This window comes from Pseudomonas iranensis, from assembly GCF_014268585.2.
GTDB lineage: Bacteria > Pseudomonadota > Gammaproteobacteria > Pseudomonadales > Pseudomonadaceae > Aquipseudomonas > Aquipseudomonas iranensis.
The window spans coordinates 2,718,771-2,736,572 of sequence record NZ_CP077092.1; the positions used below are offsets into that span (position 1 = coordinate 2,718,771).

Sequence of the window (17,802 nt, forward strand, 5' to 3'; positions counted from 1 at the left end):
GGGGTTAAATCTGCAAGTACGAATTAGCCCCGTTATGCAGCTCATCAAATCACAGCGCAGGCGATTGACTGTTCTGTTTCCAAGCCCTGGGAGTCACACCTTCGGTTTGCACAAATGTTCGACTGAAGTGAGACTGATCAAAGAAACCACATTCTAGTGCGATCTCTGCAACCAACAATCTTGACGTCTGAAGCAGCTGCTTGCCCCGTAGAATCCTTTGCTCTCGCATCCATTCTTTGGGTGAGACGAGAGTGCTTTTTTTGAACTGACGAGTGAAATGGCTGCGCGACAGCGCACACGCCTGTGCGATAGCTGCCACGGAGATATGTGCGTCCAGGTTATCGAGCATCAGCTGCTTGGCGCGCTGGATCTGCCAGGGTTTCAATTGTCCGGTTTGTTTAGCCGGATCCTTTTGTGAGGACGCGCATGTTTCCTTGTTCATCCTGATTCCTTTTTCCCATTAGCCGGTTGATCAGCTCAATCCAGCGGTCAGTCGATGGGAAAAATCTAACGGAAGGCGCGACGAGGTGGGGGCGCAATTTTGCGCTACTGGAGGCGCAAAAATGCACATTTCCAGTCGCGTTCCCGATGCTAGCCTTTGCCTCCCGACAACTCGAATCGACATCATTCGATTCGTCATCTGCAAGGAGAAAGCAATGGCTGCCTCACAACCGCACGGCAAAAACACCGCTTACTGGGGAGTCTCATGGGAGGAGGGCTACGGCTATCCCCAGGCCAGAAAAGTCGGAAACGAGATCTATATCTCGGGTCAGTTCAACCACGATGAGGAGGGTAATCTCGTTGCTCCCGCGCCCCTGAATAGCGAGGGTAAACCCAGCGATTTCTCGTCGATAGGAGAGCAAATGCGCGCCTCCTACGACAATATCGCCAAGCTGCTCGCGCTCTATGGAGTAACCCTTGATGATGTCGTCGAAGAAACGCTGTACGTATTGGATATGGACGCGGCATTCGCCGTCGTAGGTGATGTGCGCAAAGCCGCATATCGCACTGAGCGGCCACAGTGCGCGAGCAATATCATCGGTGTATCCAGGTTGGCTCAACGTTCACAGCTGATTGAAATTGTCTGCAAAGCTGTCATCGGATCTCGCGCCGACTAAGAGACGCTCCCGGTTTCGCCCTGCGCAACCGGGAGATCCAATTGCCCTTCGATCAAAGGCTTTTGATGCGCTACGGCTGCTGCACAAAAAGTCATGAATGCTTTGACTCTCCATGACTTTCGAATGTCCTGATGCGTAAGCAGCCAGAGCTCGTCCTGTAGTTCGCGCACAACTGGCCCTACGCGTGTTAACCCAGGCGTAATGTCTCCCAGCATGCACGGAAGAAAGCCGTAACCAAGTCCTGCCGCAATGGCGACGCTCGCGGCCGCGACGGAGTCCGTACGATAAGAAATACAGTCGGCGCCGATTCTGTCTTCGACGTAGCTTTTGGCCTTCAGTCCACATAATCCTGCGGAATACGACACCCATCGCTGGCCTTCTGCGAAGGGGGTAATAGTCGCGTGTTTTATGCTGCCATAAGGCGCCCATGCGATCGAAGCGAGCTTGCGCCCGACGAGACTTTCGGCAGGTTTTTTGGTCGCTCTTACCGCTACGTCAGATTCATCGCGGGCGAGACTTAACGTCTCGTTGCCGACCAGCACCTCGATGGCAATTCCTTCATTAAGCGCCTTGAAGTCGGCGATGATCGGCGTGAGGAAATACAAAAGCAGGGAGTCGCTGGTAGTGATCCGAAGCTTTCCCTGTGGCCCTTGACCTGCCCGAGAAACCCGACGTGTAACGCTGACGATATCAAGCTCGACGCGTTCGGCGAGCGCCTTTAACTCGATGCCTTCTGGCGTGAGCATGTACCCAGAGCGACGGTGGTCAAATAGGGCGACCCCAAGTGTCTTTTCCACTTGAGCCACGCGACGCGATACGGTGGATACATTGATCCCCAACCGTTTCGCTGTCGTGGCTCTATTACCGCATTCGCTTAGCGTTTTGATGATTCGCAAGTCGTCCCAAGAAAGCTGACTTACAGCATCGCTTAAATTCTGGGTGACGCCGGTTGGTACGGGCGGAGTGGTTGAAGCTTTTTTTGATGACGGTTTCACGCCAAGCATCCCAAACTTAGATTGCTCATCATACGAAATGGCTGGAGGTGAACCAAGAAATCGCGTGCACAAGCAGACTTTGCCCAAGCATTCTGATTGAACAAGGTGTCAGTCGGTGGGGTGGCGAAGGTTGGATTTTTGCTATTGGCCGATTTCGGCCCAAAGCGGTCATCCTTTGTGCAAGAGGTGTTTGGGATCTGGGCCAGGAAAAATCGATGTTATGAAAGCGGGCATAACGGACGCGCCTATGAAGATGGATGCCATTGGCCGAAGACGTACTCTCGCCAAAATTGGTTTCACTCATAAGCAAACTGATCAATCAACCCCAGACGAGGAACACGTGTGTGGGGCCGCAACAAAGCGCCAGGAGCAATCACAGCGTTTGCGCCAATCTTGCAGCCGTCACCCACCAGCGCTCCGAACTTGCTGACGCCTGTGTCGATCACCTGATCTTCATGGCGGATCCTGATATCAGCCCCGTCCAGTTCGTTACGGTAATTGGCGATGATCGCGCCGGCTTCAATATTTACCGCTTCGCCAATCAATGAGTCGCCGACGAAGTTGAAGTGGGCAAGTTTGCTGCCATCGAGCATGAAGGTACTTTTCAGCTCGCAGCTGGGGCCAACAATGCAGTTTTTGCCCAGGTAAACGCCTCCACGGAGGTAAGCGCCCGCTGCTACGAAACAGCCCGCGCCGATGATGATTGCGCCTTTGAGAACGGCGCCTTGCTCAACGATGGCGGTTTCATGAATCGCACAATAGTCGTGGCGCCGGTATCCCGGGCCGAGCGTTTCAAGCAATTCCAGAATCCGGCTCTCGCAATCCTGAACCACCGCCCAAGGGGCAGCGGAGTCCACGCCCAGTAATGGCCATTGAGCGATGTAATCTTCGATTTTTGGCGATTTCATAAGAGTCTTCCGAATAAGTGGGGCGTGGGTGGACTGTCGACGACTTGAACGACTCGCTACGCCTGCCAGTCGTACCTGTACAAGCATTTTCAAGGTACGGCGCAATGGATAAGACAATCACTGTGGATCAATTGGCAACCACTGATCTTGGATCAATCAACGAGATATGGCTCGGCGGGACCCATACCCAGTTATGCCTATGGCGTGCTGAACAGGTCTTCACCCACGAAATGCTTAGCGAGGGGACGCATGATCAGAATGTCCAGCGCCTGTGCTTGCAATTGGTGGATCCTGAGGATCGTGACGCAGTGGCCCGTGTTGAGGCGGTAGCGCGCGAACGACTCGAAGAAATGGGCAAGCAGGGCGAGTTTTACCCGGCCGAGGCGGCGGACACTCGTCAATAGTTACTGCGCATCTGAGGAAAGGCGCTGCTGCTAAAGCAGCGCCTCAAGCGGGCTCCTCAACCCTGCGCACATCCCCCAACGAATCACGCTGCATCGATTGCAAATTCTTTTCGATGGTTTCGCACAGCGCTTCCATTTGAATCTGGTGTTCGCTGTGGCGAAACGGGCTTTGCAGATCGGTGCCGATGCGTTCGATGGCCAGCAGCATGAAGCCGACCACGGTCGACGCCAGCGGCGTGAACCAGCCGAGGGATTCCACCAGACCTATCGGGACGATCAGGCAGAACAGCGAAATGAACAGCCGTGGGAAATACACATAAGGGTAGGGCAGCGGGGTGTTGGCGATCCGCTCCATCCCGCCCTGACTGTTGGACAGGTCCACCAGGGTCGACTCGAGCCGCGCCAGGCGAATACTGTCCAGATGCCCGGCCTTGTATTCGCGAGCGAGCAGAGTCGCCGAGCCGGTGAGGATATCGTTGGCAAAGTTATTGGTTGTGCCACTGCGGGCGAATTCTTCGGCGGGAATAAACGCCCGCACTTCGTCGGGACATGGCTGGCCCTGTAGGTGCGCGGCGAGGCAATTCACGTAAGCGACGTGGCGGCGCAACAGCGTCGATTTGACCGGATTCACCTCGCCACCAGCGTCGTCCAGCAGCGTCAGCACCTGCCGGGCGAAGCTGCGGGAATTGTTTATCATCGATCCCCACAGTGTCCGCGCTTCCCACCAGCGGTTGTAAGCGCTGCTGTTGCGAAAACTGATCAACACGATCAACGCTGAACCGAGCAAGGTCAGCGGCATCAACGGCAGGTTGAGTTTTGTGTTGAGAAACAGCATGAAGTCGACGGTGACGGCGATGTCCCAGAGCAGCAACCAGAACAAAGACCAGCCCACGTAACCGAGGGTCTTGATGATCAGACGGTATTTTTTGACGATGGCAGCTTTCAAACGGAAACCTCGTGGCGAGCAGTTTGCTTAAACGCTTAAGCTCGGACGATGCCTGGCACCGGCAGTTCCCTGGTGGGGCGGACACCCGTCAGTCAGTCTGTAAAGTCTGGCCCTGTGCATGGCGAATGCTTTCGAGAAAAATCCTCGTCTCTCGATTCGACCGCAGATGAACCACCCGGCAAGCCGATGGCACCGTTGACACGAATTGGCGCATTTTGGCTCGCGAGGTTTTTCTCGTCCGCCACATGAACTTTAGAAACTCCGGCAGGTTCGCCAGCTGTTCGGGGCAGTTTTCCGGCAAGTCAGGCCGAGACTGACCGTGGTTGAGCAGCGTTCTACGCAGGACGCGCAAGAATCGAAGCGGTGGCGAACGATCGATCCAGATCAGCAGATCTGCACGGGCGACGCGATTTTCCCAAGTGGTTGAATGGCCACCTTCGAATATCCAGCGATCACGCGCCTCGACCTCCAGGCAGAGTCGGGTCTTCTCATCCGGGCTTCGCTCGATCCAGCCTGGCTGCCAATGGATCGTGTCGATATGCACCACCGGCAACCCCGTGCGCTCACCCAGCCTGCGCGCCAACGTACTTTTGCCAGACCCAGGCTGACCAACAATCATCACCCGTTGCATCGAAGCTCCTTCTCGCTCTGCAAGCTGATTTTTTGGGCGGGCGATTCTACGGCAATGCCTGTCTCAGTCAATGACCGTTGAACGCTACGCTGGGTTTTGCCGCACTCGCGCCACCCTGGCTCGGCGGTCCGCCCGCTCGCCGAGCCGCCATCCCAGCAGACCCCACAGCAATGCACACAACGCGCCGACCAACGCCGCCATGCCTGCACCTTGGCTGAGGGCGTCCAGCGCGCTTTTCGCCCAGGCACTGATGGCGTCGCCGGCGCGGTAGACCACGGTGTCGATGAAGTTCTTCGCCTTGTACTTGCTTTCGGCATCGAGCGGGGCGAACAGCATCTCTCGGCCTGGGCGCACGAAGGCGTACTCACCGATGCGGCGCACGATCATCAGCGCGGCGATCAGGCCAAAGCCGGGGGCGAAGATCAGCCCGATAAACCCCGCGCACATGACCAGCGGCACCATGGCCAACAGCACGCCGACGCCGAGCCTTTGGGCGAGGCGTCCAGTGATGAACAGCTGACAGAGCAGGGCGCCCGCCTGCACGACAAAGTCGATGATGCCGAACACGCGCACCTGCGCCTCGCGGTCCGGGAAGTGTTCGGCGACGACGCGTGCCTGCTCGAAGTAAAGGAAGGTGGAGATTGTCGCCAGCAGCACCACAAAGCCGCAAATGCCGAGCAGATAGGGTGATTTCAGAACGGCCGTCATACCGCTGAACGGATTGCCCGGCAACGGCCTGCGAGGGCTTTCGCTCGGCGCGGCATCGGGGCGTCCTGCGCCACCCCGTTCACGCCAGCGCATCAGCTGGCGCTTGAACCACATCGCAGCGGCCAGCAGAACAGCGGCCAGCAGCATCAGGCCGGACTCACCCAGCGGACCGATCAGCAAGGCGCTCAGCGCAGGGCCACTCAGGCCGCCGACGCTGGCGCCCGCCGCGATGAACGCGAACAGACGTTTGGCCTGGGCACTGTCGAATACATCGGCCATCAGGCTCCAGGCGACCGATACGACAAACAGGTTATAGACCGATATCCACACGTAAAACACGCGCGCCAGCCAAGGGCTTTCCTCACCCAGAAACAAGATGGCGAACAACAGCAGGTTGGTGCAGAAGAATCCGTATACCCAGTCCACGAAATGCAGGCGCGGTACGTGTGCGCTGAGCCAGGCGAACAGTGGAACGGCCGCCAGCATGACCAGGAAGGTCGCGGTGAACAGCCACTGCAAGTTCTCGACGCCGGCAGTGATGCCCATCGATTCGCGGATCGGACGGAGCATGAAATAGCCGGCGAACAGGCAAACGAACAGCAGAAAGCCATTGAGCGCAGGGCGCAGCTCGTGAGCCTCGGCATTGATGATGGCGCCGGCGCGGTGGGCAAGAAGAGACGTATCCATGTTGCGCTCCTGTGGGAGTGGCGAGGCAACGGCACGGGGCCTGCCCGTGCCGGGCGGTCAGCGGTAGGTGACGCCGGTCAGTCGCTCGGAGAGTTGCCACAGTGTGGCCGAATTCGAGCGATCGGCAGCGGCCGGCGGCATCTTGGCGAAGCCCAGCGGCCCGCGCTTCTCGTTATCACCGGTGGGGCCGTAGTAGGCGCCACCGACCGCCTCCAGCGCCGTCGCCGCATACAGCGTGGGCAGCGCGCCCTGCGCTGCGGAATGATACAGGTCCCGCTCTACCGCCCATTGTTTGCCGAATTCACTGTCCAGGCCAGGCCCCCGGGCGATGAGCTCGGTCACGGCAACGCCGGGATGCGCGGCGATGCTGCGTATCCCCCAACCGGCGGCATCGCTGCGCTGCTGCAGCTCGATACTCCACTTCAGAACCGCCAGTTTCGATTGGCTGTAGCTGGCGAAAGGGTCGTAACTGCGCTCAGCCTGCAGGTCATCGAAGTTCAGGCTTGCGCGCCCGGCGGCAATGCTCGACAGGCTGACCACCCGAGCATCGTCGCTTTTGCGTAGCAGCGGCATCAGCAGGCCGGTCAAGGCGAAATGCCCCAGATAATTGGTCGCCAGCTGCATCTCGTAGCCATCGGCCGAAACGCCTCGAACAGGCGGCGACATGATCGCGGCATTGTTGATCAGCACGTCGAGCCTCGGCAGGCGCCCTTGCAGACGGTTGGCGAGGTCGCGCACCGATTGCAGATTGGCAAGGTCCAGCGTTTCGAATTGCACGCGCGCCTCGGGCACGGCTTGCTTGATCTTCGTGATCGCTTCGCGGCCGCGCTCGGCGTTGCGTGCGGCGATGATCACCTCGGCACCGGCGCGCGTCAGGGCCAGCGCGTCTTCATAGCCCATGCCGCTGGTCCCTCCGGTCACCAGCACAATGCGGCCTTTCTGGCTGGGCATGTCGTGGGTTGACCAGTCCGGCTTCGGCTCCGTTTGGGGCGCAGCCTGCGCAGCCAGTGTGCCGGCCATCGCGGAAATGGCGAACAGCATTCGGGCGGCCTTGAGGAGGCGTTGGGTCGCGGTATTGCTCGGCGTAGCGGGTGAATGGCTCATCGGAGAAATCTCATTCGCGTGACAGGTTCCCGGCTGGCGAGGGCGAGTGAGCAGTATCGGTGTACGAATGCGCGAGGATAAGTCGGGCATTGGTGGATGGCCCGTACGGCATGGCGTACAGTCAGGCGCCTGCGGAGGAAGCATTCATGCGTAAACCAAACCTTACCGATGTGTCGATATTTGCTGCGGTGGTCGAGGCGGGGGGATTTCGTGCTGCCGCGCAAAAGCGCGGGCTGTCCGCCTCGTCGTTGAGCGACTGCCTGCGTCGGCTGGAAAGCGATCTGGGAGTGCGCCTGCTCAATCGAACCACGCGCAGCGTCACGCCGACGGCCGCCGGCGAACGATTGCTCGAGCGCCTGCGCCCGGCCTTGCAGGAAATCGACGCCGCTTTCAACGATCTGGACGACGACGCTCAGCGCCCGGTCGGCACGCTGAAGCTCAATGTGCCAGTGCCGGTGGCACGCTTTCTGTTACCCGACCTGCTGGCGCGTTTTCTGCGCCTTTATCCAGGGGTCAGTGTCGAAGTCGTCATGGACAACGCCTTTGTCGACGTCAACGCTGGCGGGTATGACGCCGGCGTGCGCTATGAAGAGAGCCTGGCCAAAGACATGATCGCCGTGCCCATCGGCCCGCGTCGCCAACGCTTCGTTGCAGCCGCCGCCCCGGGCTATCTGGCTGAACGCGGTACGCCCATTCACCCCGAAGAACTGCCGGGCCATGACCTGCTTGGCCATCGCTTCGAGAGTGGCAAAGTCGGCGTATTCGAGTTCCATCGAGACGGCCGTATCGTGCGTATCCCGCCTCAGGGGCAACTGCTGACGTCGTCGCACGATCTGAAAATTCGCTCGGCCATCAACGGACTGGGCATCGTCTATACCTTCGAGGATTTTCTGCGCGAGCCACTCTCCGATGGTCGACTGGTGCCGATTCTCGAGGACTGGTGGCAGGCCTTCGACGGCCCGTTTCTGTATTACCACGGCCGCCGCCACATGCCTTCGCCGCTGAGGGCGTTTGTGGGTTTTTTGCGGGGGGAAGGGCGGATTGCGGAGAGCTCAGATGTCTAACGCTGTTTCGTGAGGCGAATGCATGGCTTGGCAGCAGAGCGCCCATGGCGACTGGCAGCAATCGGCCATAAGCAGACGGTGGACACAGTGACGACAAATGGGTAGCGTCATCGACACTGCTTTCGAATCTAGAAGGCCACAGGGCGTCTGGGCCACGTCTCATTCTCTGCGCCACCTCTAAGCACACCACGAGAGCACAGCTGAGATGACGATCGCAAAAGTTCAGCACTACGTGCCGCAATTTCTCATGCGGAACTTCGGTAACGGAAAGAAAGATCAGGTCTGGGTCTATGACAAGTCCTCGAATCGAAGCTTTCCTTCAAACACAAAGAATCTTGCCAGTGAAAATCGGTTCTACGACTTTGAGTATCAAGGCCAGCCGCTATCTATCGAGCCGTGGCTCTCTGAATTAGAAGGGCATGCCAAATTAGTGATCAGCACGATCCTCGATGCTGACTCGCTCTCGAGCCTTGTGGATGAGCAAAAGCACATCTTGGCCTCGTTCCTTGCGGTACAACTCACCAGAACCAAGACCTTTCGCGAGGAGTGGAACGCGTTCCCCAGAATGGTGAGGGAACACTTCGAGCAGAATGGCGATCAAATTGCGCCTGGGTCACAGGCCGAAGAGCTTCTTCGCGATATTTCGGAGAGCGATTCGAAGGAACAGACCGCAAGGATTGTCTTCAGCGCCCCCTCAATTTACGCAGAACACTTTCTAGGCAAGGACTGGGTTCTCGCTGCGACATCAAGACAACATCCATTCCTTCTAAGCGACAATCCGTTAACGCGTCAGAACATGATTGATCGGGCTCTCCGAGGGAACCTTGGACTGACGACTCCAGGTATTGAAATCTACCTTCCACTTTCGCCTACTCGTGCTCTGGCAATGTGGTGCCCTACTCTGACCGATCTTGTTCACCGTGGCGCACGGTCATTGGTCGCCACGCGAAGAGCGGAAGATGGAGCTGATCCCGAGGGAATCGTTGCCATGAGCGATTCCCTTTCGAGTGGCAGGCCAGTGCAGTACTCAGTTGCTAATGTTGAGAATTTCAACTCCCTGCAGGTTGCATGGAGCGAGCGCTATATCTTTTCCACGTCCAACGACTTCAACCTAGCGCAAACAATGCTCGCGGAATATCCGAATCTTAGACAAGGCCCACGTTCAACAGTGGCTTAACATGCTGACGCCTCACCTTTTTATCCAAAACGCACCCAATGCGCTAGGCATTATGGACGCCTGTTTTGTCAGACGTTATGAATGTCCTCTACGGGTGGGTTTCAGCCGATGGTGACAGGCAGAAATCGGCCAGAAGCGGCCACTCACAAAAAGCTGCTTAGGACACACTGAAATTCCTAGCCGTTAGCACCCACGTGCCGATGGCTACCGGTCAAAGCAGAGATGATGCAAACACAGCATCTTGATTGTTTTTAACGCTTCCTCAGCACAACTAAACCGAGCCCTGAATTGGACCGGAGAAACCTAATGGGCGATCTCAATCAGTGTTGTAGTCTGTGCAACACCCGTCTCTCTCCTATCTAGATTTATATTCCGACGTCCACGTGTAATAGGTCTCAATTTAAAAATGGTACTTGTCGAATCGCCGCTTGAATGCCTCCGCTGAGCCTTCCATGATATTCAATACCGCATTTGCGGTATCAGATTGGTCAAGCCCACCTACGGCTAGTAGCTCTCCACGGCCCTTTTTAACGTCCAATGCAAAGACCAAATCGGTGTCGGCGTTGACAGGCAGATTGGCGTTATGGGTAGCCAAAATCAGTTGCCGACGATTCTTGATCTTACGCAGCAAAGGCACTAGTTCATGGTAGATAAAATTGGAGTCAAGTTCATCTTCTGGTTGGTCGATGACGATAGGGCCATCACCTTGCGCCAGTAGCAGCTTCAGTACCGCGGTATTTCGTTGCCCCTCTGACAGCGCATGGCTTTGGATGCTTCCGACAAGGGTGCCATCGGCACGGTACAGTTCAAGATCAACTTGATCCTCAATACGAACTAACCGTGCGGCGCGCCATTTATCCTTCTGGTCGACTAGATGCTTACGAACATCGCCCGTGAGTCCCTCCAGCTGTTGGGGCACAGGAATTTGTTCCATTAAGACAGCTTTTATATGCAGCCAAGGCGAGTAACCGGGTGGCCGATTAGCGGTCATGTAGCTGTGAAAATCTTCAAACAGCACCTCGCCAATCTGTGTCCATGCCCTACCGATACGGGCGCGTCCGTCCGGAGCGAGACCTTCCCAAACACGATTAAAGTGAGCTTTATCACCCATGGCCTGCACGAGAATATTGATCGAGCGGTTGGCTTTCTCGGATATCTCCAAAGCGGTTTGACTACGAACGGACAATTGCATTGCCCACAATACGTGCAGTTCTTCTACTAGAGCAGAGAGCTTTTGCACCAAAGGCTCCAGGCCTTCGATCTGTTTGCGCAACTGCTCCAAATTCCCCTGCTTGATCTGCCGCGTCTTGTCGATTTCCTGAAGCCGTGCGACATCCTGAGGCTGCAATCCCCTGTCCTGGCAGGCCTGCATGAAGCCGTCTTTAATGGCCGTCAGTTCAGCCGATACTTCCTCCCAGCCCTGCATTTGCGGTTCTAGTTTAGAGGTTTCACGTCGCATGGAATCCGCAAGCGCGGCCAGTTGTTCTGAGTATCTCAGACGTAGCGCTGATGCACTCTCGGTGTAGGCATTGAACCAACCTGCCTTCGGCCAAATTTCGATCTTGCCATCGTTTAATACTCCCGGCTGAGCAAGGGTTTCGGCAAGCGCGGCAATTTCTTCAGCATCGCTTACAGACTGGGCCTTAGCCTTTTCAAAGTACTGACGTCCGGCCTCTGCCCGCTGAAACTGCAGCGCTTCTGCCTGGATCTCTTTACGCGCTTGCCACTGGCGATTGAGCTCGGTCAGCTGTTGCGCGACGTCTTTCTCGGCATTTTGCAGCTCGGCTAATTGATCAGAGGCGGCAAAGACCTGCACGATTTCGGCTCGTAGAGTATTTTCTCGGGCTTTGAGTGCTTGCAGCTCCGCACTACAGGCCTCATCGAGCATACTCAGTAAGCTGTTTTCTCCACCAACACTGGTGAGATCGCTCAGTTGTTGTTGGCTATAGAACTGGATGGGTATCTGCTTGAGATACGCTGCGATGTCTAAAACTTCGCCTTGAATGACTTCATGCGGGCCCTCTGGCCGTAACGAAATGACATCCACTTGACCTGGGACCGCTTCCCAACCGATCTGAATTTCGGCATCACCGGTAAAGGTCTGACGGAGGCGATCAAACTTCGCCTTGATAGACGCAGAAAAATGGTCGCCGCTATCCCTTGCAAACGCGAAGCGGAGTAACTCCATCAATGTTGATTTTCCGGTTCCCCGGCCACCAATGATCGTGTTCAGGTTGGGCGAGAAATACACATCTTGGTCGGCGAGGAACGTTAGTCCGTAGCACTTCAAAAAAACGATGCGTGGATGAGTCTGTTCATCCGAGGGACGGAGGTCCTGAATTCGGAGCCGAGAGGCGCCGTCTAGAAAGGCTTGACGAAGCGCCGCGATAGAGGGCTTTGAAGCTTTCACCCAGGTCGACCGATAACCCAGTGAATTAGGCGGTGGTAGTCCGTCGTCGCCTAACTGCAACGATTTAGCATCTGAGGATTGGACGTAAGCCGGCTGGCGTCCGCGTCTGGACCATTCCCGATTACTTCCATCCAAAATCGACCGAATCTTGGGGGGCATTGGATAGGTGGTGACCTCAACCGCAAGTAGTTGGGGTATCTGATAGTCCGCGATATTGTTAGGAGAGGACAATATGCCATCGGCCTGATCTGCATGGGCGGCAATCACAATTCCATCATGATGTTGAACAACGTCGATAAGTTCTTTCAGGCTGAGAGTCCGCCCATCACGGCGCAACTGCATAGGAGCCCCAGCCCGGAAGCGCTCATGCTCTGCCAATCCCAGCTTGCTGAGGATCATGTTGAGGCGTTGAATATCCCGCTGTTTCTTTGCCGGCTGGAATAGGCAAAGAACGTGATAGCCGATGTCTACTTCAAAACCTGGAAAAATCGCGAGAGGTTCGCGTTCCAGGTCCTTTGCCACTGATCTGTTCTGTTCCACGAGATGGGTGAGGAACCAATCCCGCGGCTCGGATCGCTCTGAAAAGTTATGGTCAGTGATGCCGACCATCTGAAGTTCAAGCTCATGACAGCGTCGCAGAAAGCGCTTGGCTTTTTCCTGAATACCTAGTTCACAGGCCTTACCTTCAACTAATGGACGTCGATCATGCAGGCGCATGTCGTCGTCAACCCAATGGCGGTTATCTTCCGGGGTTTGAACCTGAAAGTCCGTTTTGAACCAACGCATGCCCTTATAGTCGCCCATCGTCGCCCCAAGACCATTATGTTGTTGGACAACTCAGTATGGCAGCATATTGGCATCATACAATTTCTGCGAGTGCGACTGAAACGAGAGGCGAGAACGGAATGGACAGGTTACTTAAGGCAAACCTTCGTTTTTACAGCACCGAACAGATTGACAGCTACAGTGATGGCGATGATTGCGCCATTAGAGAGCTGCGATGTAACCATTGATTTAGGGCCTGCTTCCATATCGATGCCTCATCAACAATGGATATTGAATTGCAGGTGGTACATAGGCACGCAGCATGCCAGCGATATGTACTTACAGTGAACCATCGCCTATTCATGACCCTCGTGCATCCTCTCTTGGAGTTTGCCCGTGGGAAACGGCTGCTCTGGTGAGTCACTTTACCAAATCACCCCCTTTTTAGAGTTAACTGACAGTCTACTTGTGGCCGAAGCCGACATTCGACGACATGCCCACCTACGTAATATCTCGCAGCGTCTCGCGAGCAGATCCTCCAGTCGATCCTGGCGGGCTTATCTATTCAACATCGCCAGCTTCAAGCGAAATTCGCCTGATAACGTCGTCATAAGGCACCAGGTCCAGAAAGGCAGTGACCTCAACTGCCTGCATATTTCGCATGCGCATAATCCAGACGTAGCTGTTGCGATAAGGCGCGCCGTCGGCTGCGGTGGCGGTGCCGTCCCAGTGCACGACTACGTCATCGCCTTCAGCCCAGATATCCGCCACCGTCGGGCGAACGGGCGAGGCGAGCCGTTTTGCGAAGGGTTGGACTGCGCGTTTCAGGAAGTCATCTCGGCCCCGATAAGTGCCCGCCGAAGGGCTCGTCCCCTTGATTGTCCAGATCACATCGGGAGCCAGGACATCTGTGAAGAACGTCCGGCCGCCCTGAGCCCACTGGTTGAACGCTTGCGCAATGAATTGGCGGTTGCGTTCCGTAGTCGGTTCGCTGGCCACGGCGGGCGCCGGCCCTGCAATGAGTGTGGTGAAGACTAGTGCTAGCGCTGTAGAGAGGCGGTGAACAAACGTCATTTCCTGTGCTCCTTAATCTGTCCCGAGTTGGATGGGCCGTTGTTGTTATCTGTAAGCCGCTAGTTGCGTTCCCACACGCCGTTGTTCTATATGAGGCATTGGCAAAGAATCGGCGCGGGTGTGGACGGCAGTACCTCTGGGCTTCATCTGAAGTGTGACTTATGAGCGGAGGAGGGCTGTTGCAGGATCGTCCTGATTTCTTGCTTGATCATCCGATAGGCCAGATGTTTAACCGCCGCATCCCCACGTTATGGAGTTGTGTTTGAATTCCCTTTCAAAGCTTGTCGATATCGTTGGTTGTCACGTCCGGGATGACGGCATTCACAGCACCGCGATTCCGGGTGTCAGCCTGATTCGTTCGGCTTCGCCCACGATGCCTATGCCGGTGGTGTACGAGCCAACACTCTGCCTGGTCGCCCAAGGACGTAAACAAGCGATGCTGGGCACTACCGCCTATGTTTACGATCCGGCCAAGTACCTGATTGCGTCGGTAGACCTTCCGGTGATGGGCTCGGTCATCGAGGCGAGTGAGGCTGTTCCCTATCTGTGCCTGGCGCTGGATCTCGATATCACTGTGTTGAGTGAACTGGTGCTGCGCCATCCGCTAAGAGAAGAGAGCGTCAGTGCACCGCCGGCAGGCATTACGCTCAACGATACGACTCCAGAACTGCTGGATGCTGCGGTTCGGCTGGCCGGGCTGCTCGACAGGCCGCGGGATATCGAAGCGCTCGCTCCGCTGGTGATTCGCGAAATGCTTTATCGCCTTCTAACCGAGAATGGCAACAGCATCATCAGGCAGATGGCACAAGCAGACAGCCGCTTGAACCAGATTGCCAAGGCCATTGCCTGGCTGCGCAGCCACTACAACGAAGCGTGTCGAATAGATGAACTCGTCGAAATCGCTGGCATGAGCCGTTCTTCGTTTCACACGCACTTCAAGGCGATCACCTCGATGAGCCCGCTGGAGTTTCGCAACCAGTTGCGGCTACAGGAAGCACGTCGGCTGATGGTCACCGAAGCGATTGATGCCGCAGAGGCGGGATATGCAGTCGGTTACGAAAGTCCCTCGCAGTTCAGTCGGGACTACGCCCGCTTGTTCGGTATGCCGCCGGCGAAGGACGCCTGGCGGCTGCGCACGGACATTTGTGGAATTTGAATCCAGCACTTTTCTTCGCGCAGAAAAAAACGAGGCCGCATTTGCGGCCTCGTTTTCAATGTGTTCCGGACTACTGTTTGACGCTCAGGTAATCGCCGGTCGTGGCTGGATGACGACTCTTCGCCGTGAGCATGATGGACGTCCTCAGCGATCTGCCAGGCTGGCTGCCCCGAGGAGATTGACAACGAATAGGTATGCGCGGCCCAGGCCATGAACATGGCGAGAGCAAGCGCGATTACTACCGTCGTTGTCAGTGTTTTGCTGTACATGGTGTTAAAGGTTTCAACTCGTTGACAGGGCGCTCAAGCGATTTGCCTAATCCCCCCTGGGGGGATAGGATGCCAGCGATTCATCGAGCCCTGAGACTCAACTCATGAGTGAACACGACCACGACCACAGCCATCCCCACACCCACCAAAGTCATGAGGCGATCATCAAACGCCTCAAACGGGCGGACGGGCATTTGCGCGGCATCATCACCATGATCGAAGAAGGGCGTCAGTGCGTGGATATCGCCCAGCAGCTTCATGCGGTCGAGAAAGCGATCTGCCAGGCCAAACGCACGCTTATCCAGGATCACATCGACCACTGCCTCGAAGATACCGTTTCGGCGCTAGGCAATGGCGAGCGCGCACCGCTGGAAGCCTTCAAACAAATCACCAAGTACCTTTAGGTCTGACATGCCCGATTTCGCTGAACTGTTGCAGCAAGGCGGGGCTCACGCCTGGCTGTATTTCCCGAGCGCGATTCTGCTCGGTGCCTTGCATGGCCTGGAGCCAGGTCATTCGAAAACCATGATGGCGGCCTTCATCGTGGCCATCCGTGGCTCGGTCAAACAGGCTGTTTTGTTGGGGTTGGCCGCAACGCTTTCGCACACCGCCGTGGTGTGGCTGGTCGCCATCGGCGGCATGTACCTGGGCAAAGGTCTGGACGCTGAAACCACTGAGCCGTATTTCCAGCTTGCTTTCTCTGCACTGATCATCGCGATTGCCCTGTGGATGCTGTGGCGTACCTGGCGCGGTGAGCAGATGTTCAAGTTCGAGCAAAGCGATGATCACCATCACGGCGAACACGACCATGGTCATCATGATGAAACGCACCGAATAGATACCGGCCATGGCCGTGTTGAACTGTCGATCTTCGAGGAAGGCATGCCACCGCACTGGCGCCTGAAGACCTTGAGCGGACACGCCTGGGCAGCCTCGGATGTTCGCCTGACCACGACGCGTCTGGACGGCAGCAGCCAATCGTTCGCGTTCGTCGAGCGTGAAGGCTTTCTGCAGTCGACGGTGGATATTCCGGAACCGCACGAGTTCAGCGCTCGCTTGAGCCTTGGACATGCCGGGCATTCGCATGATTACGACCTGACGTTCCAGGAGCATGATCACGGGCATGCGCATTCCGAATTGGAAGGCCTGGAGCTGTCGATTGATGGCTATCAGGATGCGCACGAACGTGCTCATGCCAACGACATCCGTAAGCGCTTCACCAACCGCGAAGTGACCACGGGTCAGATCGTCATGTTCGGGCTGACTGGCGGCCTGATTCCCTGTCCGGCTGCCATCACTGTCCTGTTGCTGTGCCTGCAAGTCAAAGAGGTCGCGCTCGGCGGCATGCTCGTCCTTTGTTTCAGCATCGGCCTGGCGCTGACTTTGGTCACTGTCGGTGCCGCTGCGGCCATCGGTGCCAGACAGGCTTCCAATCGCTGGCCGTGGCTGGGAACCGTGGCGCGCCGCGCTCCTTACCTGTCCAGCGTGCTGATCATTGGCGTTGGCCTGTATGTCGGCTTTCATGGCTGGATCGGCCTGAGCGCATAAGACCCTTTGCGCACAGCGGTGGCACTGATTCAAAGGGTTGCCATCGCAACTATAAAACCAACGACTACCACTGCCACTGACGAGCAAAAAGCCCAGCGCAAGGCTGGGCTATCGAGGCGCGAGCGATGAGGGCGAGGCATTAGCGAACGCCAGCATCTGCAGGATTACTCGACCGGCACGACGTTATCCAACGCCTGATTAACCGCCAGCTCGCCGAGCATCACTACCTGCGCGATACCTTGCAGTGTCTTGCGCGCAGATCCTTCAACCATCCCGATCACATCACTCAGCATTACCGAGGCAGAGCCTAGCGATTCGCTGGCGTTGACCAGCAGTTCTTCGGTGGCGATTCTCGGGTTGGCGAGGAACATGCTGCTGGTTTGGTAGGGCGTGGTTTTGAGGGTGTCGGTGGGTTTGAGATAATGGTCGAGGGCGCGGTCGGCGGCTTCGTGGAGTTTTTTTGAGTCGAGGGATTCGTAGGGGGAGGTTGCGTCTGACGCTGGCGGGTTAGGCGTAACTTTGAACATGGTGAAGCTCCATATGTGACCAAGGGAGCCATCACTCTCGCTACCAAACGAAGGGTGGTGGCCATACGAAGGTTGGTAGACCGGCCCACATGGAAAAACCGGCGCGCTCGAAAACGCCCTGCGCATGGCCACCATAAAACCGATGCGAAAGCATCTGCATACGATGACGTTATGCGCCATGTGGAAAGCGGGCTACCAAACCCGATCACTGTTTTTCAGTGACCGGCCAACGATAGAACCACGGCCCGAGGCGCACAAGCCGGCGGATTCTGGCGTAGTCGTAGGCAATGGCGCAAGGCGTTGTAGCTTGC

General features: G+C 56.7%; 18 protein-coding genes. 8 read left to right on the plus strand and 10 right to left on the minus strand.

Translation table 11 applies throughout. The features are described 5' to 3' along the window. Nucleotides 1–49: 49 nt before the first annotated feature. Nucleotides 50–442 carry a helix-turn-helix domain-containing protein gene (locus tag HU724_RS12290; RefSeq protein ID WP_039758866.1) on the minus strand — a complete coding sequence of 131 codons (393 nt, stop codon included), beginning with the start codon at nucleotides 440–442 and terminating at the stop codon, nucleotides 50–52. A gap of 214 nt (nucleotides 443–656) precedes the next feature. Between HU724_RS12290 and HU724_RS12295 the strand changes: the two genes are divergently transcribed. Then, nucleotides 657–1,118: a Rid family hydrolase gene (locus HU724_RS12295; RefSeq protein WP_186569000.1), complete on the plus strand. Its 462-nt coding sequence runs from the start codon at nucleotides 657–659 to the stop codon at nucleotides 1,116–1,118. Here the strand turns inward: HU724_RS12295 and HU724_RS12300 are convergent. After that, a complete protein-coding gene (locus HU724_RS12300) occupies nucleotides 1,115–2,122 on the minus strand; it encodes a LysR family transcriptional regulator (protein WP_186569052.1) in 1,008 nt (335 codons plus the stop codon). The two genes, HU724_RS12295 and HU724_RS12300, sit on opposite strands and share 4 nt — an antisense overlap. Nucleotides 2,123–2,409: 287 nt before the next feature. Next, nucleotides 2,410–3,021 (minus strand): LbetaH domain-containing protein, encoded by a 612-nt coding sequence (locus tag HU724_RS12305; protein WP_186569001.1) that lies wholly within the window; start codon nucleotides 3,019–3,021, stop codon nucleotides 2,410–2,412. Between the two features lie 104 nt (nucleotides 3,022–3,125). Between HU724_RS12305 and HU724_RS12310 the strand changes: the two genes are divergently transcribed. Beyond that, the gene (locus tag HU724_RS12310) at nucleotides 3,126–3,425 is read left to right on the plus strand and encodes a hypothetical protein (protein ID WP_186569002.1); all 300 of its coding nucleotides are present in this window, start codon (nucleotides 3,126–3,128) and stop codon (nucleotides 3,423–3,425) included. A gap of 43 nt (nucleotides 3,426–3,468) precedes the next feature. Here HU724_RS12310 and HU724_RS12315 read toward each other — a convergent pair whose 3' ends face one another. The 4 genes from HU724_RS12315 to HU724_RS12330 all read right to left on the minus strand — a co-directional run bounded on the left by HU724_RS12315 (nucleotide 3,469) and on the right by HU724_RS12330 (nucleotide 7,501). Then, on the minus strand, nucleotides 3,469–4,371 hold the full coding sequence (locus HU724_RS12315; protein WP_130888024.1) for a bestrophin family protein: 903 nt from the start codon (nucleotides 4,369–4,371) through the stop codon (nucleotides 3,469–3,471). Nucleotides 4,372–4,459: 88 nt separating this feature from the next. Beyond that, a complete protein-coding gene (locus tag HU724_RS12320; RefSeq protein ID WP_186569003.1) occupies nucleotides 4,460–5,002 on the minus strand; it encodes a P-loop NTPase family protein in 543 nt (180 codons plus the stop codon). Between the two features lie 84 nt (nucleotides 5,003–5,086). Next, nucleotides 5,087–6,397: an NTP/NDP exchange transporter gene (locus tag HU724_RS12325; protein ID WP_186569004.1), complete on the minus strand. Its 1,311-nt coding sequence runs from the start codon at nucleotides 6,395–6,397 to the stop codon at nucleotides 5,087–5,089. Nucleotides 6,398–6,454: 57 nt separating this feature from the next. Beyond that, the gene (locus HU724_RS12330; RefSeq protein ID WP_186569005.1) at nucleotides 6,455–7,501 is read right to left on the minus strand and encodes an SDR family oxidoreductase; all 1,047 of its coding nucleotides are present in this window, start codon (nucleotides 7,499–7,501) and stop codon (nucleotides 6,455–6,457) included. Between the two features lie 146 nt (nucleotides 7,502–7,647). Here HU724_RS12330 and HU724_RS12335 point away from each other — a divergent pair, with 146 nt between their 5' ends. Both HU724_RS12335 and HU724_RS12340 read left to right on the plus strand, forming a co-directional pair. Continuing rightward, nucleotides 7,648–8,565, plus strand: coding sequence for a LysR family transcriptional regulator (locus HU724_RS12335; protein WP_186569006.1), 918 nt, complete (start codon nucleotides 7,648–7,650; stop codon nucleotides 8,563–8,565). 205 nt (nucleotides 8,566–8,770) lie between these two features. Beyond that, nucleotides 8,771–9,742 (plus strand): DUF4238 domain-containing protein, encoded by a 972-nt coding sequence (locus HU724_RS12340; protein WP_186569007.1) that lies wholly within the window; start codon nucleotides 8,771–8,773, stop codon nucleotides 9,740–9,742. 400 nt (nucleotides 9,743–10,142) lie between these two features. Here HU724_RS12340 and HU724_RS12345 read toward each other — a convergent pair whose 3' ends face one another. Together HU724_RS12345 and HU724_RS12350 are read right to left on the minus strand one after the other, a co-directional pair. Further along, nucleotides 10,143–12,956, minus strand: a complete 2,814-nt coding sequence (locus tag HU724_RS12345; RefSeq protein ID WP_186569008.1) for a TrlF family AAA-like ATPase — start codon at nucleotides 12,954–12,956, stop codon at nucleotides 10,143–10,145. 522 nt (nucleotides 12,957–13,478) lie between these two features. Then, on the minus strand, nucleotides 13,479–13,991 hold the full coding sequence (locus HU724_RS12350; protein ID WP_186569009.1) for a nuclear transport factor 2 family protein: 513 nt from the start codon (nucleotides 13,989–13,991) through the stop codon (nucleotides 13,479–13,481). A gap of 262 nt (nucleotides 13,992–14,253) precedes the next feature. Here HU724_RS12350 and HU724_RS12355 point away from each other — a divergent pair, with 262 nt between their 5' ends. The 4 genes from HU724_RS12355 to HU724_RS12370 all read left to right on the plus strand — a co-directional run bounded on the left by HU724_RS12355 (nucleotide 14,254) and on the right by HU724_RS12370 (nucleotide 17,044). Next, nucleotides 14,254–15,147 carry an AraC family transcriptional regulator gene (locus HU724_RS12355; protein ID WP_202883391.1) on the plus strand — a complete coding sequence of 298 codons (894 nt, stop codon included), beginning with the start codon at nucleotides 14,254–14,256 and terminating at the stop codon, nucleotides 15,145–15,147. Nucleotides 15,148–15,520: 373 nt separating this feature from the next. Further along, complete coding sequence (locus tag HU724_RS12360) at nucleotides 15,521–15,820, plus strand: metal-sensing transcriptional repressor (RefSeq protein WP_186569011.1); 300 nt, start codon at nucleotides 15,521–15,523, stop codon at nucleotides 15,818–15,820. A 7-nt stretch (nucleotides 15,821–15,827) separates the two neighbouring features. After that, complete coding sequence (locus HU724_RS12365) at nucleotides 15,828–16,964, plus strand: nickel/cobalt efflux protein RcnA (protein WP_186569012.1); 1,137 nt, start codon at nucleotides 15,828–15,830, stop codon at nucleotides 16,962–16,964. Beyond that, the gene (locus tag HU724_RS12370) at nucleotides 16,961–17,044 is read left to right on the plus strand and encodes a YHYH domain-containing protein (protein WP_264082177.1); all 84 of its coding nucleotides are present in this window, start codon (nucleotides 16,961–16,963) and stop codon (nucleotides 17,042–17,044) included. Before HU724_RS12365 ends, HU724_RS12370 begins: the two co-directional genes overlap by 4 nt. A gap of 84 nt (nucleotides 17,045–17,128) precedes the next feature. On the opposite strand, the gene HU724_RS12375 is transcribed toward HU724_RS12370, so the two are convergent. Next, nucleotides 17,129–17,491: a DUF6124 family protein gene (locus HU724_RS12375; protein ID WP_186569013.1), complete on the minus strand. Its 363-nt coding sequence runs from the start codon at nucleotides 17,489–17,491 to the stop codon at nucleotides 17,129–17,131. Between the last annotated feature and the right edge of the window lie 311 nt (nucleotides 17,492–17,802).